Origin of the sequence: Bacillus subtilis subsp. subtilis str. 168 (assembly GCF_000009045.1) — a bacterium.
Taxonomy (GTDB): Bacteria; Bacillota; Bacilli; order Bacillales; family Bacillaceae; genus Bacillus; species Bacillus subtilis.
In genome coordinates, this window is sequence record NC_000964.3 from 3,133,376 (window position 1) to 3,146,123 (window position 12,748).

18 protein-coding genes are annotated in these 12,748 nt (G+C 44.3%); 7 read left to right on the forward strand and 11 right to left on the reverse strand.

The window, feature by feature from the left end:
• Positions 1–11 precede the first annotated feature (11 nt).
• Positions 12–794 carry a putative ABC anion transporter component, ATP-binding gene (gene ytlC / locus BSU_30610; protein NP_390939.1) on the forward strand — a complete coding sequence of 261 codons (783 nt, stop codon included), beginning with the start codon at positions 12–14 and terminating at the stop codon, positions 792–794.
• The gene (gene ytlD, locus BSU_30620; RefSeq protein ID NP_390940.1) at positions 769–1,581 is read left to right on the forward strand and encodes a putative permease of ABC anion transporter; all 813 of its coding nucleotides are present in this window, start codon (positions 769–771) and stop codon (positions 1,579–1,581) included. The genes ytlC and ytlD overlap by 26 nt, the downstream gene beginning before the upstream one ends.
• A 26-nt stretch (positions 1,582–1,607) precedes the next feature.
• Here ytlD and rppG read toward each other — a convergent pair whose 3' ends face one another.
• The 3 genes from rppG to dps all read right to left on the reverse strand — a co-directional run bounded on the left by rppG (position 1,608) and on the right by dps (position 3,300).
• Positions 1,608–2,084, reverse strand: coding sequence for a nucleoside and RNA triphosphate phosphohydrolase (rppG, locus tag BSU_30630; protein NP_390941.1), 477 nt, complete (start codon positions 2,082–2,084; stop codon positions 1,608–1,610).
• 208 nt (positions 2,085–2,292) lie between these two features.
• Positions 2,293–2,697, reverse strand: coding sequence for a putative autolytic amidase (gene ytkC, locus BSU_30640; protein NP_390942.1), 405 nt, complete (start codon positions 2,695–2,697; stop codon positions 2,293–2,295).
• Between the two features lie 165 nt (positions 2,698–2,862).
• Entirely contained in the window at positions 2,863–3,300 is a 438-nt protein-coding gene (dps, locus tag BSU_30650; protein NP_390943.1) for a DNA-protecting protein, mini-ferritin, read from the reverse strand.
• 92 nt (positions 3,301–3,392) lie between these two features.
• Here dps and ytzI point away from each other — a divergent pair, with 92 nt between their 5' ends.
• Positions 3,393–3,569: a hypothetical protein gene (gene ytzI / locus BSU_30659; protein YP_003097774.1), complete on the forward strand. Its 177-nt coding sequence runs from the start codon at positions 3,393–3,395 to the stop codon at positions 3,567–3,569.
• Here the strand turns inward: ytzI and ytkA are convergent.
• Together ytkA and luxS are read right to left on the reverse strand one after the other, a co-directional pair.
• Positions 3,563–4,000 (reverse strand): putative lipoprotein, encoded by a 438-nt coding sequence (gene ytkA / locus BSU_30660; protein NP_390944.1) that lies wholly within the window; start codon positions 3,998–4,000, stop codon positions 3,563–3,565. The two genes, ytzI and ytkA, sit on opposite strands and share 7 nt — an antisense overlap.
• 119 nt (positions 4,001–4,119) lie before the next feature.
• Positions 4,120–4,593: an S-ribosylhomocysteine lyase gene (gene luxS, locus BSU_30670; RefSeq protein ID NP_390945.1), complete on the reverse strand. Its 474-nt coding sequence runs from the start codon at positions 4,591–4,593 to the stop codon at positions 4,120–4,122.
• 128 nt (positions 4,594–4,721) lie between these two features.
• Between luxS and ytjA the strand changes: the two genes are divergently transcribed.
• Positions 4,722–4,949, forward strand: a complete 228-nt coding sequence (gene ytjA / locus BSU_30680; RefSeq protein NP_390946.1) for a membrane protein insertion efficiency factor — start codon at positions 4,722–4,724, stop codon at positions 4,947–4,949.
• Here ytjA and ytiB read toward each other — a convergent pair.
• Together ytiB and rpmEB are read right to left on the reverse strand one after the other, a co-directional pair.
• Positions 4,946–5,509 carry a carbonic anhydrase gene (gene ytiB, locus BSU_30690; protein ID NP_390947.1) on the reverse strand — a complete coding sequence of 188 codons (564 nt, stop codon included), beginning with the start codon at positions 5,507–5,509 and terminating at the stop codon, positions 4,946–4,948. The genes ytjA and ytiB overlap by 4 nt on opposite strands.
• A 93-nt stretch (positions 5,510–5,602) precedes the next feature.
• On the reverse strand, positions 5,603–5,851 hold the full coding sequence (rpmEB, locus tag BSU_30700; RefSeq protein NP_390948.1) for a ribosomal protein L31: 249 nt from the start codon (positions 5,849–5,851) through the stop codon (positions 5,603–5,605).
• Positions 5,852–6,055: 204 nt separating this feature from the next.
• Here rpmEB and ythA point away from each other — a divergent pair, with 204 nt between their 5' ends.
• From ythA to ytzL, 3 genes are read left to right on the forward strand one after another with little or no spacing between them, the layout of a single operon-like run.
• The gene (ythA, locus tag BSU_30710) at positions 6,056–7,387 is read left to right on the forward strand and encodes a putative cytochrome bd menaquinol oxidase subunit I (protein NP_390949.2); all 1,332 of its coding nucleotides are present in this window, start codon (positions 6,056–6,058) and stop codon (positions 7,385–7,387) included.
• Between the two features lie 43 nt (positions 7,388–7,430).
• Entirely contained in the window at positions 7,431–8,471 is a 1,041-nt protein-coding gene (gene ythB, locus BSU_30720) for a putative cytochrome bd menaquinol oxidase subunit II (RefSeq protein ID NP_390950.1), read from the forward strand.
• A 53-nt stretch (positions 8,472–8,524) separates the two neighbouring features.
• Positions 8,525–8,683, forward strand: a complete 159-nt coding sequence (ytzL, locus tag BSU_30739) for a hypothetical protein (RefSeq protein YP_003097775.1) — start codon at positions 8,525–8,527, stop codon at positions 8,681–8,683.
• A gap of 18 nt (positions 8,684–8,701) precedes the next feature.
• Here the strand turns inward: ytzL and mntD are convergent, their stop codons facing one another.
• The 4 genes from mntD to mntA are packed head-to-tail and all read right to left on the reverse strand — an operon-like array spanning position 8,702 to position 12,583.
• Positions 8,702–9,589: a manganese ABC transporter (permease) gene (mntD, locus tag BSU_30740; protein ID NP_390952.1), complete on the reverse strand. Its 888-nt coding sequence runs from the start codon at positions 9,587–9,589 to the stop codon at positions 8,702–8,704.
• Positions 9,579–10,886: a manganese ABC transporter (permease) gene (mntC, locus tag BSU_30750; protein ID NP_390953.1), complete on the reverse strand. Its 1,308-nt coding sequence runs from the start codon at positions 10,884–10,886 to the stop codon at positions 9,579–9,581. Before mntC ends, mntD begins: the two co-directional genes overlap by 11 nt.
• A gap of 5 nt (positions 10,887–10,891) precedes the next feature.
• Entirely contained in the window at positions 10,892–11,644 is a 753-nt protein-coding gene (mntB, locus tag BSU_30760; protein NP_390954.1) for a manganese ABC transporter (ATP-binding protein), read from the reverse strand.
• An 18-nt stretch (positions 11,645–11,662) separates the two neighbouring features.
• On the reverse strand, positions 11,663–12,583 hold the full coding sequence (gene mntA, locus BSU_30770) for a manganese ABC transporter (manganese binding lipoprotein) (RefSeq protein NP_390955.1): 921 nt from the start codon (positions 12,581–12,583) through the stop codon (positions 11,663–11,665).
• Between the last annotated feature and the right edge of the window lie 165 nt (positions 12,584–12,748).

Below are 12,748 nucleotides of genomic sequence, written 5' to 3' on the forward strand. Positions count from 1 at the left end.
AGGCGCCATCTATGTCTTTCTTACATGTCGACCATGTAACCCATACTTATTTTTCTATTAAAGAAAAAACAACGGCTGTGCGGGATATTCATTTCGATGCCGAAAAAGGCGATTTCATCTCATTTCTCGGCCCAAGCGGCTGCGGAAAAACAACATTGCTTTCCATTATTGCCGGTTTGATTGAGCCATCAGAAGGCAGAGTTCTGATTGAAGGCCGTGAGCCGAATCAAAAAGAACATAATATTGGCTATATGCTTCAGCAGGATTACTTATTTCCCTGGAAATCTATCGAGGAAAATGTGCTTCTCGGTTTAAAAATCGCCGACACGCTGACAGAAGAAAGCAAAGCCGCTGCACTCGGTCTATTGCCGGAGTTCGGCCTCATAGATGTGGAGAAAAAATATCCGAAAGAACTGTCAGGCGGGATGCGCCAGCGGGCTGCGCTTGCAAGAACACTTGCGCCTAACCCTAGTCTGCTTTTGCTGGATGAGCCATTTTCCGCGCTTGATTTTCAGACAAAGCTGTCTTTGGAAAACCTGGTATTCCGCACATTAAAGGAATATCAAAAAACAGCAGTGCTTGTCACTCATGATATAGGGGAAGCGATAGCGATGAGCGATACGATCTTTTTATTTTCAAATCAGCCGGGCACCATCCATCAGATTTTTACCATTCCTAAGGAATTGGCCGCGATGTTGCCTTTTGACGCCCGTCAGGAACCTTCCTTCCAGACACTGTTTCAAACGATATGGAAGGAGCTGAATTCTCTTGAGAAACAGCAAAGAAACCATTGATCTGCTTCACGAGCAGTATCAATTCAAACAGAAAAAGGAAAAGTGGAAGGTCCATTCCTTTCAGCTTGCCATATTTATTCTCTTTTTCTCGGGCTGGGAAATCTCCAGCAGGCAGGGCTGGATCGATCCGCTGATCTTCAGCTCTCCATCAGCTGTGTGGCGATTATTGCTGGAGAAACTTGGTGACGGTTCTTTACTGTCACACATCGGCGTCACTTTATTTGAAACGGTGCTTGGCTTTTTGCTCGGGACGTTTATGGGCACGTGCCTAGCCGCTTTGTTATGGTGGTCTAACCGACTTGCCAGAATTTTAGATCCGTATCTTGTGATTTTGAACGCAATGCCGAAAGTGGCCCTGGGCCCGATCCTGATTGTCGCGCTCGGTCCCAGTTTTATCAGCATCATTGCGATGGGAGCCATCATCAGCGTCATTATCACAACCATCGTTGTCTACACCGCCTTCCAAGAGGTCGACGAAAACTATACGAAAGTCATGAAAACATTCGGCGCAAAAAAGTGGGTTATTTTTAAAGAAGTCATACTGCCTGCATCCTCCCCCGCGATTATTTCAACACTAAAAGTGAACGTCGGTTTATCATGGGTTGGCGTTATTGTAGGGGAATTCCTCGTTTCGAAGGTCGGATTAGGATATATGATTATTTACGGATTCCAAGTCTTCAATTTTACACTCGTCTTCTTAAGCCTGCTGATCATCGCCATCTTCGCCACTCTGATGTATCAGGGCGTCGAGCTGCTGGAAAAGAAATGGACGAAGGGGAGGACATAAAAAACCCGGCACATGTGCCGGGTTTTTTATTCAATCCATCCAGATTCTTTCAGTTTTTTCAAGCTGATCGGAAGAACGGAATCCTTCATAATAAAGCTGAATTTTTTATTGCGGGAAAGGTTCTCCGGCAGCTCGTGAAACAAAACCGGGCCTTTCGTTTCAAAGTAATCAGCCTGCTTTTCAAGCTTTTCTATATCTGCAAAATATATATTTTTTACAATCACTTTTTCTTTTCCGAGAACTTTATACTGTCCGAGATACTTGAGGCTTTTGACTCTCGCGCCCGTCTCTTCCTTTACTTCCCGGAGCGCAGCCTCTTCTGCGCACTCCATCGGCTCTACTTTCCCGCCTGGAAACTCATAGCCTCTGTCCTCATGTTCTGTTAAAAGCCATTTGCCGCCAAAACGGCAAATCACCCAGACATGCTTCGGGCTGTCCGAGAAAGGCTGATCGTCAAAGGAAAGCTGAACAGTATTCTGATAATAATCTTTAAACTCGTACATGTTTATCCCTCAAATCCGTTCCTAGCTATCTTCCATACATCATACCACAGTTACGTTTCTTCGGAAGCCTTTTATCAAAAAATAAGGGAAACCCAGCACGCCGTCAGGTTCTGCATGCAGACTAGCTCGTACAGTTTTTTTGCGATACTTTTGCCGGAAAGTGCGACCGACGCTCTGGGCTTTATTATGACCCGCGAACAGGGAAAAGTTACGGTTTGCGCTTAAATTTATTTTTTAACGTTTCTAAAAGATCGACAAGCATCTGAGGAACCGGTATGCCAAGAGAGCTGGCTGTCACAACAATTTGCACAGATTCATAAAGAATATAAAACATAATAGCCAAGTCACGAATTGATCCCTGTGTATTCAGCAGCTGATCAAAAAAGTGGCATACAGAGATCAGAGCCAGCGTGACTAATTTTTTGACAAGCCGGGCAAATACCTTTTTAAATGACAGTTTGTGAATAATGGTTTCCTTCAAAGTCGTACTGATAAATTCAATTGCCATAAGAGAGAGCAAAATCAGAAATGAATACTGAAAACCTCCAAAGAAAAAACCCGCTGCTGAAACGCTGACTGCTAAAAACGAAAAGATGCCAAAGTCTCTATCCATTTATCCCAACATCCTTTCACAGAAACGGCCTTACGATATTCTATGGTAAACAAGCCGAACGGATTGGATTTTTCAGAAAAATGGACTGGTTGTCGCCTATTTTTCAGATACAAAAAGAAAAGCCGGACGTCTTTTTTAAGACATCCGGCCGTTCTATTTTTGAACTTAACCTAGGTAAGCTTTTAGCATCCAGTTATGTTTTTCAATATTTTGATGGATCGCAAGAAGCATGTCCCCTGTTGTTTCGTCACCGACTTCATCAGCTAAATCCATGCCGTTTTTCAGCTCTTCCGCGATGACTGTGAAATCATCATATACGCTTTGAACCATTTGTTCAGCTGTTTCATTTCCAGCAGCTTCTTTGACAGAAGCCGTTTCTAAGGATTCCTTCATTGTTGCAATCGGTTTTCCGTTCAGCGCCAAAAGACGTTCTGCTAAGTCATCAATATAAGTTGCTGTTTCGTTGTACAGCTCCTCAAACTTTTCATGAAGAGTGAAGAAATCTTTCCCTTTCACATACCAGTGATAATTATGTAGTTTCACATACATGACCGTCCAGTTGGCTACTTGTTTGTTCACTGCTTGAATCAATTGTTCTGACATGGTATCTCCTCCTTGTTATATGACTATGTATACCCTTAATATCGTACGCTAAAACCTCTTTTTTACCCTTATCTGTCACGATTTCTTCTATTATGCTACAATTGTTAAAAAACGGGAGGTGGAATGTCATGACGCTTCTCATTACGATAAGTATTTTGATTGTGCTGGCTGTTTTGCTTGTAACCATTTGGACGACTGTAAAAGCCTATAATGTAAAGCATACCATTGATCCACCACAAGAAAATCACTCTGATTCACACAATCAATGATGATGTGAATGCTCCTCTTCTGACTGATTGCTGGCAGCATCGGCGTCTCCGACTTGGACTTTTAAGGTCGGCATGCTATGCTGTTTTTTTGCTGTGACATGAGATTGGACAGTGTATACACCATCTTCCTTAAACGTCGTTTCCAATCGGTATACGCCTTTTTCTTGTTTCACCTTAAACATTTGGCTTGCGTCTTTTTCCCCTTCTTTCCATACTTCAAACTCTACTTCATCGGCATCCGTCACAGCTTCATCACCATATGATACAGCTGCTTCATAAGCAGCGCTTTCTCCGGGATTTACTTTTTCAGGCCCGGTCAGCTTGACATCCAAAACCTCGGGCGTCTCAGCTGTATTTGCTTTACTTTCACCAGATCCGCATCCATTAAGCAATAAAGCAGAAAAAAGCAGAACAACCAACATCTTTTTCATGCCATCACCCTTTCATCGTTTACCTAAATAGTAGCAAACGCTTACAGCAAATGGTACACAAAATATGAGACGTCACAAAAAAGACCTTTTTGCTTAAGCGCAAAAAGGTCCTTTCTATTTTAGCCAAATACTTTTAGCAATTCTTCTTTATCCTGTGAAAGCCAGAAACGCATTAAACGTTTAGCGCCTTCCAGATCATGAAGCTTCGCTTGGCCGCACTGCTTTTCATTCGCAGCAGGTATTTCTGTAATCTCTACCGCTTCCTTCATTGTGTCTTCAAGCAGATCAACGATTTCCGCTGATGTCGGCTCTCCGCTCACAACTAGATAATAGCCTGTCTGGCAGCCCATTGGAGAAATATCAATGATATCAAAATGATCGTATTTCTCAGCGTGAGAACGAATCGTAAACGCGAGCAAATGCTCGAGTGTGTGAATGGTGTCAGGCTTCATCGCCTGTTTATTTGGCTGGCAAAAACGAATGTCAAATTTATTTACAACGCCGTCTGTTCCCACTTTATGCACGCCGCAATGTCTTACATATGGAGCAACAACCGCATTATGATCAAGCTCAAAACTTTCTACTGAAGGCATAATGGCACTCTCCCCTTTTTTAAAAATGTAATTTCATTATAACATACTTTTCCGATAAGAATTATTGATTAACTTTTCAATCTGTGTTTTTTTTCTTATACTTGCATCAGAAAGGTTGCTGAAGAAACATGAAAACCCTATTCATCGCTCTGATCAGAGGATATCAAAAATTCATCTCGCCCCTGACACCGCCAACGTGCCGCTTTTATCCGACCTGTTCCCAATATGGAATCGAAGCGATTAAAACACATGGCGCTTTAAAAGGCGGATGGCTGACAATCAAACGGATTTTGAAATGCCACCCGTTCCATCCGGGAGGAGTCGATCCCGTTCCTGAAAAGAAACAAAAACATTAATTGTTATAACCGTTTACGATAAGATCCAGTTTTCCGGTTTTAGGATCAATGACTAAGCCATGGACCGGAACGTTTTCAGGGAACAGCGGGTGATGTTTAATAACATCTACGCTGTCTTTCACACTCGCTTCCACTGAATCAAAGCTTTTAAACCATTGATCAAAGTCTACACCGGAGTACTTTATTGTTTCGATGCGTTCTTCCGGAATCCCTCTTGCTTTGATTTTTTCAAGCATGCTTTTGCTGCTGATTTTGCTCATGCCGCAATCGTGATGCCCGATCACACACACCTCATCTGCATTCAGCTCGTACACTGCGACGAGTATACTTCTCATGATGCTTCCGAATGGGTGTGTCACAAGCGCACCGGCACTTTTAATGATTTTCACATCACCGTTTCGCAAATTCATCGCATGCGGCAGCAGTTCAACCAGACGAGTATCCATGCAAGAAAGAATCGCCATTTTTTTATCTGGAAATTTTGATGTTTGATACTTTTCATACTCTCTTTGTTCAGTAAATGTCTTGTTAAATTCGAGAATATCATTTAGAAGACTCATGTTCGTTGTCCCTTTCTATTCTTTTTACTCTTCAATATATCACAACCCTTGTTTATTCGTCATAATAAAAAAAGACAAACCCTCAGGCCTGCCTTATTTCCCCATGTTATAGCGTTTTTTGAACTGCTCAACTCGTCCGCCTTTTTCATTGAATTTCTGGCGGCCTGTATAAAACGGATGCGTGTCAGAGCTTACCTCTACTTTAATGACAGGATATGTGTTTCCGTCCTCCCACTCTGCTGTTTCATTAGATGTTTTCGTAGAGGTGCTTAGAAAACGGTAGCCGCTGTTGACATCCTGAAATATCACTTTGTGGTTCTTTGGATGAATTCCTTCTTTCATGGGTATCTCCTTTCAATAAATCGTAATAATTACGTTTTATTTTATAACCTTACAAACGTTTTGTCAATCTTCTTATATCCTTCCCTCTGTTTCACATCGTAAACCTCATGGCATTTAAGAATAGGAAGAATAATCTAACCGAGGAAGCAAATAATAAACCCAAAATACATACAGAACGTCTTTTTGGAAAGGTGGTTTACGATTGTGGATGATTTAGTTTTGGCCAGAAGCCTTTTTGGCACGACGATGGGCTTTCATATCATTTTCGCAACACTTGGAGTCGGTCTGCCGCTCATGATTTTAGTGGCGGAATTGATCTATCAAAAAACGAAAGATGACCATTATGCGATCATGGCGAAAAGATGGACGAAAGCACAAGCCGTTTTGCTGGGGGTCGCCATACCGACCGGAACGATCGCGGGCACTCAGCTCGCGCTTTTATGGCCGGGATTTATGGAAGTCATCGGCCGGGTGATGTCCCTGCCATTTCAAATTGAAATCTATGCTTTTTTTGTTGAAGCCCTATTCATGTCGATTTATGTATACGCTGCAGACCGTTTGTCACCTGCAATGAGGATTGTTGCTGTTTTCTTTGTGTTAGTCGGGGCAGCAGCATCCGCTGTTCTGATCACGAATGTTCACGCTTTTGAAGGTACGCCCGCCGGTTTTAAAATTTTAAACGGAAAAATTACAGATGTTGACCCGTGGGCTGCGTTTTTTAATCCTAGCTTTTTTATCACTGCCGGCCATGTCGTGCTGTCCGCGTTTATGACTGGTGCGTTTATCGTGGCTTCTGTTGCGGCGTATAAAATGATCCGAACGAGGAAAAAGGAAAGGGTCTATCGCTTTCACCGGAAAGCCCTTTTGCTCGCACTGACGATCGGCGGTATTTTTTCATTGCTGACCGCTTTGAACGGACACGAATCTGCACAGATGCTGTACGAATACCAGCCCGAAAAATTAGCCGGTGCGGAAGGCCTATTTGAAACAAGATCCCACGCCCCGCTCGCTATCGGCGGTTTTACCGACCCGAATGAAGAAAAAGTAAAATGGGCAATCGAGATTCCATGGGCTTTAAGCTTTTTGGCAGCGAACCGTTTTGACACTGTTGTAAAAGGATTAAATGCATTTCCGAGAGATGAATGGCCGCCGCTTTTCATTCACACGCTGTTTAATGCGATGGTTGGTGTAGGCATGCTGCTAATTCTTTATTCCATTATCGGTGTGGTCTGGAGAAAGGTGCTCAAGAAAGACCGTTTCCCAACGTGGCTTTTGATCATTTTCATGACAGCAGGCCCTTTTAGTCTCATCGGCATTGAATTCGGCTGGATTTTCGCATGTACGGGGAGGCAGCCTTGGGTCATCTATCATCTGCTGAAAACGTCAGATGTCGTAACAACGACTGGCTCGATCGGGGTGCTGTTCTTATTTTTCACATTTGTTTATGCCGTGTTAGGCGCAGCTGTCGTCTACGTGCTGCTGTATTATTTCCGCAAGCACCCGGTTGACGAAGATTTAAATACAGCGGAGTCGTAATGGCTCCGCAAACAGGAAACCAAATGGAAGGAAGATCGTACAAATGGAGATTTCAACTGACGCTCTGATCGCCATCTCAATTATCTGGGGCTTTGTGTTTATTTACGCCGTCATGGCGACAATGGATTTTGGAGCGGGATTTTGGTCTATGATCTATTTAAACAAGGAGCATATGAAGGCCACCGATATTGCGAATCGCTTTTTGTCCCCGACTTGGGAGGTCACAAACGTCTTTATTGTGGCCATCGTCGTGGCGCTTTTCAGTTTTTTCCCCGGCGCGACATTTGTGCTCGGCACCGTTTTATTAATTCCCGGAAGCATGATTTTGCTGCTTTTAGCAATTCGAAGCGGATTTCTCGTGTTTTCAAATACAGCAAAGGAGCGGAAAACGCTAAGATATATTTCCGGCATCTCCGGCTTTATCATTCCTGCTATTTTAATTTTGGTGCTTCCTGTGACACACGGAGGGTTTATAGAAAAAACGGATGGAATCTATAACTTAAATATGTCTAAAATCTTTTCAAGCCCCAACGCCTATTCATTTATCGGGTTTGCGATTTTAAGCACCTTATTTTTGTCCTCGCTGTTGCTTGCAGATTTTTCAAATGTGGCAGAGGAACAGGATGCGTACCGAGCCTACAGAAAAAGCGCCCTGATTACCGGCCCGATTTCACTGTTGTTTGCTGTATGCATTATGGTAACTATGCGGAATGAAGCAAACTGGCTGTACAGCGGAATGATGAATGATTTTTCTTGGATTATTGCATCGTTCATTACATTTGTCATTGCTGGAATCGCTCTTTTTCTGCCTAACAAAAGCTTTGGTCAAAACATCGGAAAACCGCGTCTCGCACTTGTTGCGATTGGGATACAGTATTTTCTCGCAAGCTACGCGTACGGGCGGGCGCATCTTCCGTATATGATTTATCCCGATGTGACAGTCATGTCAGGCTTCACAGAGCCAGCAACGTTCAGAGCGCTGTTTGCAACGTATATCGTTGCATTTATCATTCTATTTCCGGGCTTCTTTTTCTTCTGGAAAATGTTTATGCGAGATAAACGCTATATCCGCCAGGAGGAATAGAGGGCAAGCCAGCCGGCTATACTAATCCAGAACCTTTATAAGGAGGGGATGGCATGGAGCAGAAAATTCTATGTGAGGTCAACAACTGTTCTTATTGGGGCAAAGGTAACAAATGCACCGCTGATGCCATTTATGTTGTCAGCCATACTGGTGAAACGGCTGAAAACAGCCGGGAAACAGACTGCAAAACGTTTAAGCCGCATGATTTATAATTAAAAGAAAGAGCTGCATCAGCCAGCTCTTTCTTTTTGCATGTTGAGTGTTCTCAGCTTTTTAGTTATGACCCCGTTTGCAGGTGAAAACAAAAAGGCGCTTGCATAACATACACCTGTCATGGCCGCCATCGCTCCTGAAATCGAAACATTAAGCCACGTTGCGAAGAAATAGCCCATGACCGCCGACAGCCCGCCAATCAACGCGCTGAGAATCAGCATATAAAGAAGCCGGTCTGTCAGCAAATGTGCCGCAGCCGGCGGAACAATCAGCATGGCCACAACCAATACGGCACCCACCGAATCAAAGGAAGCAACAGTCGTCAAGGACAGCATGCCCATTTGCACGTAATGAATGAGCAAAACCGGTATTCCCAAGGCTAAAGCCATTTGAGGATCAAACGAAGCGATTTTAAACTCCTTATAGCACACACTGATCAACACTACGTTTAAAACCAGAACAGATGCCAGCATCCAAAACGCTTTCGGCCCAATATCAACCCCGAATACCGTCACCGTATTCCACGGCACAAAAGCGATTTCTCCCATTAACGAGTGCTCAATATCGAGATGGACATTCGCTCCATACACAGAAAGCAAAATAACCCCGATTGCAAATAAGGATGTAAACACAACTCCTATGGCAGCATCTGATTGAACCCCCTTGCTATGAAGAAGCTGAACCAAGAAAGCCGTTAACAGACCGGTTGCGGCTGCGCCAATAAACATATAAATCCCATCGAGACTTCCCGTCACTAGAAAAGCGCCGACAATGCCAAGCAACACTGTGTGACTGATTGCGTCGGCCAGCATCGCCATGCTTCTCAGCACAAGAAATGTGCCGATCAATCCGCAGCTTACACCGACTAATACACCGGTAGCTATAATCCATGCTTCAAAACTCATTTGCGATCTGTCCCTTCTCGGCATCATGAGACGCTTTTCGACGCTCAGGCATCCGTCCATACAGCTTTAAGAGTGAATAAAGCCGCTCTCTCGTTTCTCTCGGTAAACGGTCCGGGTCAAAGTAGTCCTGATCGGATTCTATATTGGCAAGTTCCATTTCATGCATGAGATACACTTCATACATCCGCTGCTTCAAAGCTGTGTGATAGCCTTTTTCTATCCCTTTGCTTGTGATTTGCCAAATCCCATTTTCGATACGCTCAATGCACCTCTCTTGTTCCAAGTCATTTAATGCCTTAAGGCATAATGAAGGGGATAGGCGTCTTTTCTTTCTTACACTTTCAACAGTTACACAAAGATTATTCTTTTCATACTGTTCATAAATCGCCAAAAGCACTTGCTCCCTGCTTGTTCTGCGCCGCAGCCTCATCAGCCTTATGGCTTTAGCAGCCAATCCCCGCTTAGGCGCGCAAATCATTGAAAAAAGAAAGAGCAGCGTTGCAGATAAGATCATTAATGGCCCTGTCGCCATTCCCTTCATCGTGGTGCTAAGCAGGGTTCCGGCCACTCCGCTGACCCCGCCTGTAATCCCGGCAATGATGATCATCCCGGTTAATCGTTCGGTCCAATATCTCGCGGTTATGGCAGGTGTAATCAGCATAGCCGCCATTAATATCACACCAACAGTCTGAAGCCCAATGACGACAGCACAGACAATCAGACAAGCCAAAAGCCCGTTTAAAAAACGCACCGGGATTCCTAATCCCTTTGCAAACGCGAGATCAAAAGTAATCAATGTAAATTCCTTAAAGAAAACAATACATAGGAGCAGTAGAACAGCGGATATCCCTGCAATAAGGATGATATCCTGCCTGACCAATGAAGCAGCCTGGCCGAATAAAAAAGAATCAAGCCCGCTTTGGCTTCCCGCCCCCTGTTGCTGAATATATGTCAGCAGAATGATCCCGACGCCAAAAAACACAGAAAGAACAATCCCGATCGCCGAGTCCTCCTTTGTTTTTGAAAGCCGAGGAATCAGCTGAATACAAAACGTTCCGAGCAGTCCGGCGAGCGCTGCCCCCAGCAAAAAGAAAGGCAGTGATTTTTGCCCGGTGAACAGAAAAGCGAGACACACTCCCGGCAGAGCTGAATGGGCCATCGCATCGCCGATTAAACTTTGCTTTCTCAGCAGCACAAAGCTGCCCAAAACACCGCTTGCCGTCCCGAGCAAAAGCGTACCGGCCAGCACCCACTGTGTATTCGGATGCTGAAGCTGCAGCCACAAACTTTCAAACATTGCGCTCACTCCTTATGTCCTTCTGCCAGCACTTTATCTTTTAAAAACGTAAGCCTTCCTCCATATGTTTTTTGCAGGTTTTCGATCGTAAAAACGTTTTCCGTCGGTCCGAAAGCGATTTTCCTTAAATGAAGCAGTAAGATCCAATCGAAATAATCCTCGGCGGTCTGCAGATCATGATGGACGACAAGCACGGTTTTTCCTTTTTCTTTGAGTTCTGCCAACAGCGTCATAATCGCGCGCTCCGTCGCTGCATCAACACCTGCAAACGGTTCATCCATAAAATAAATGTCAGCGTTCTGGCAGAGTGCCCGGGCAAGAAACACCCGCTGCTGCTGTCCGCCTGACAGCTGGCTGATTTGCCTTTTCGCATAATCATGCATCCCGACTTTTGTTAATGCGGCCTTCGCCATCTCCACATCCGCTTTCTTTGGCCTCTTTAATAAACCGATTCTCCCGTATCTTCCCATTAGGACGACATCGAGCGGGCTTGTGGGGAAATCCCAGTCAACCGAGCCGCGCTGCGGAACATATCCGATTCTGGTCCGCTGATCCTTATAGTCTTTGCCGTAAATAGAGATGTCTCCGGAAGCTCTGGGCACAAGACCGAGAATCGTTTTGATCAAGGTTGATTTTCCCGCGCCGTTTGGGCCGATAATGCCAATAAGTTTTCCTTCAGGCACCTGCAGCGAAATGTCCTGCAGTACAGGCTTTTTATGATAAGCAACCGTCACATTATCAAGCTCAACAGGGAACATATCCTCCACCTCTTTTCTTTATTTAAGCGCTTTAGTAATCGTGTTGATATTGTGGCGGAACATTCCTTCGTATGTGCCTTCTTTTGTGCCCTTTTCACCCATGGCATCCGAATAAAGCTGACCGCCGATTGTGACTGTATGGCCTTTTTCTTTAGCGCCTTCCACCACTGCATTGATTGATTTTTCAGATACACTGCTTTCTACGAACACAGCTTTTATTTGTTTTTCTGTCAGAAGATCAACCAGCTCCTGAACATCCCTTAATCCATAGTCCGAATCTGTGCTGAGTCCCTGCAGGCCTTTTACCTTAAATCCATACTCATTCCCAAAGTACGCAAACGCATCATGAGCAGTCACAAGCACACGGCTTTTCTCCGGAATATGTGCGATCTCCTTACGCGACCACTTATCTAAATATTGCAAATCTTCTTTGTACTCTTTGGCATTTTTCCGAAAGGCATCTGCGTGCTGAGGCATTGCTTTGCTGAATTGCGCTTCAATTTCATCCACCGCATAGATCCATAACGGAATGCTGAACCAGACGTGGGGATCAAACGTCTTGCCTTCCCCCGCGGGAATAAGCTTATTTTTCGGAATGGCCTCAGCTACTGCCGCCGATTGTTTTTGTTCGCCGATTTTTTGGAGGACATCCTCCATTTTCCCTTCCAAATGCAACCCGCTGTACAGAACAACATCGGCAGACATTAATTTTTTCGTGTCACCTTGGGAAGCTTTGTAAAGGTGCGGATCAACCCCCGGTCCCATTAAAGAGGTGACTTTTACGTGCTTACCTCCGATGTTTTCTGCTGCATCGGCAATTTGAGATGTTGTCGCTGTCACTTGTAATTGCTGATCAGCGCTTTTTCCGGCTGAATCCGTTCCGCATCCCGTTAAAGCAAAGGTCGCAAAAAGTACTGCTGCCATCAGCCCTTGTCTCATATTTCTCCTCCTCTTTGCCATCAATGTCCGATTGTTTTATCTTATGTTGTCAGTTCTTAGACATGTGACATTAAATTAGCCAAAAGCATGTTTTATTTACACAGGACAAAAAGTTTCCCTCATGCAAAATTATCGCGTTTGGCCATTTTTGTCAAGCTGATTTAC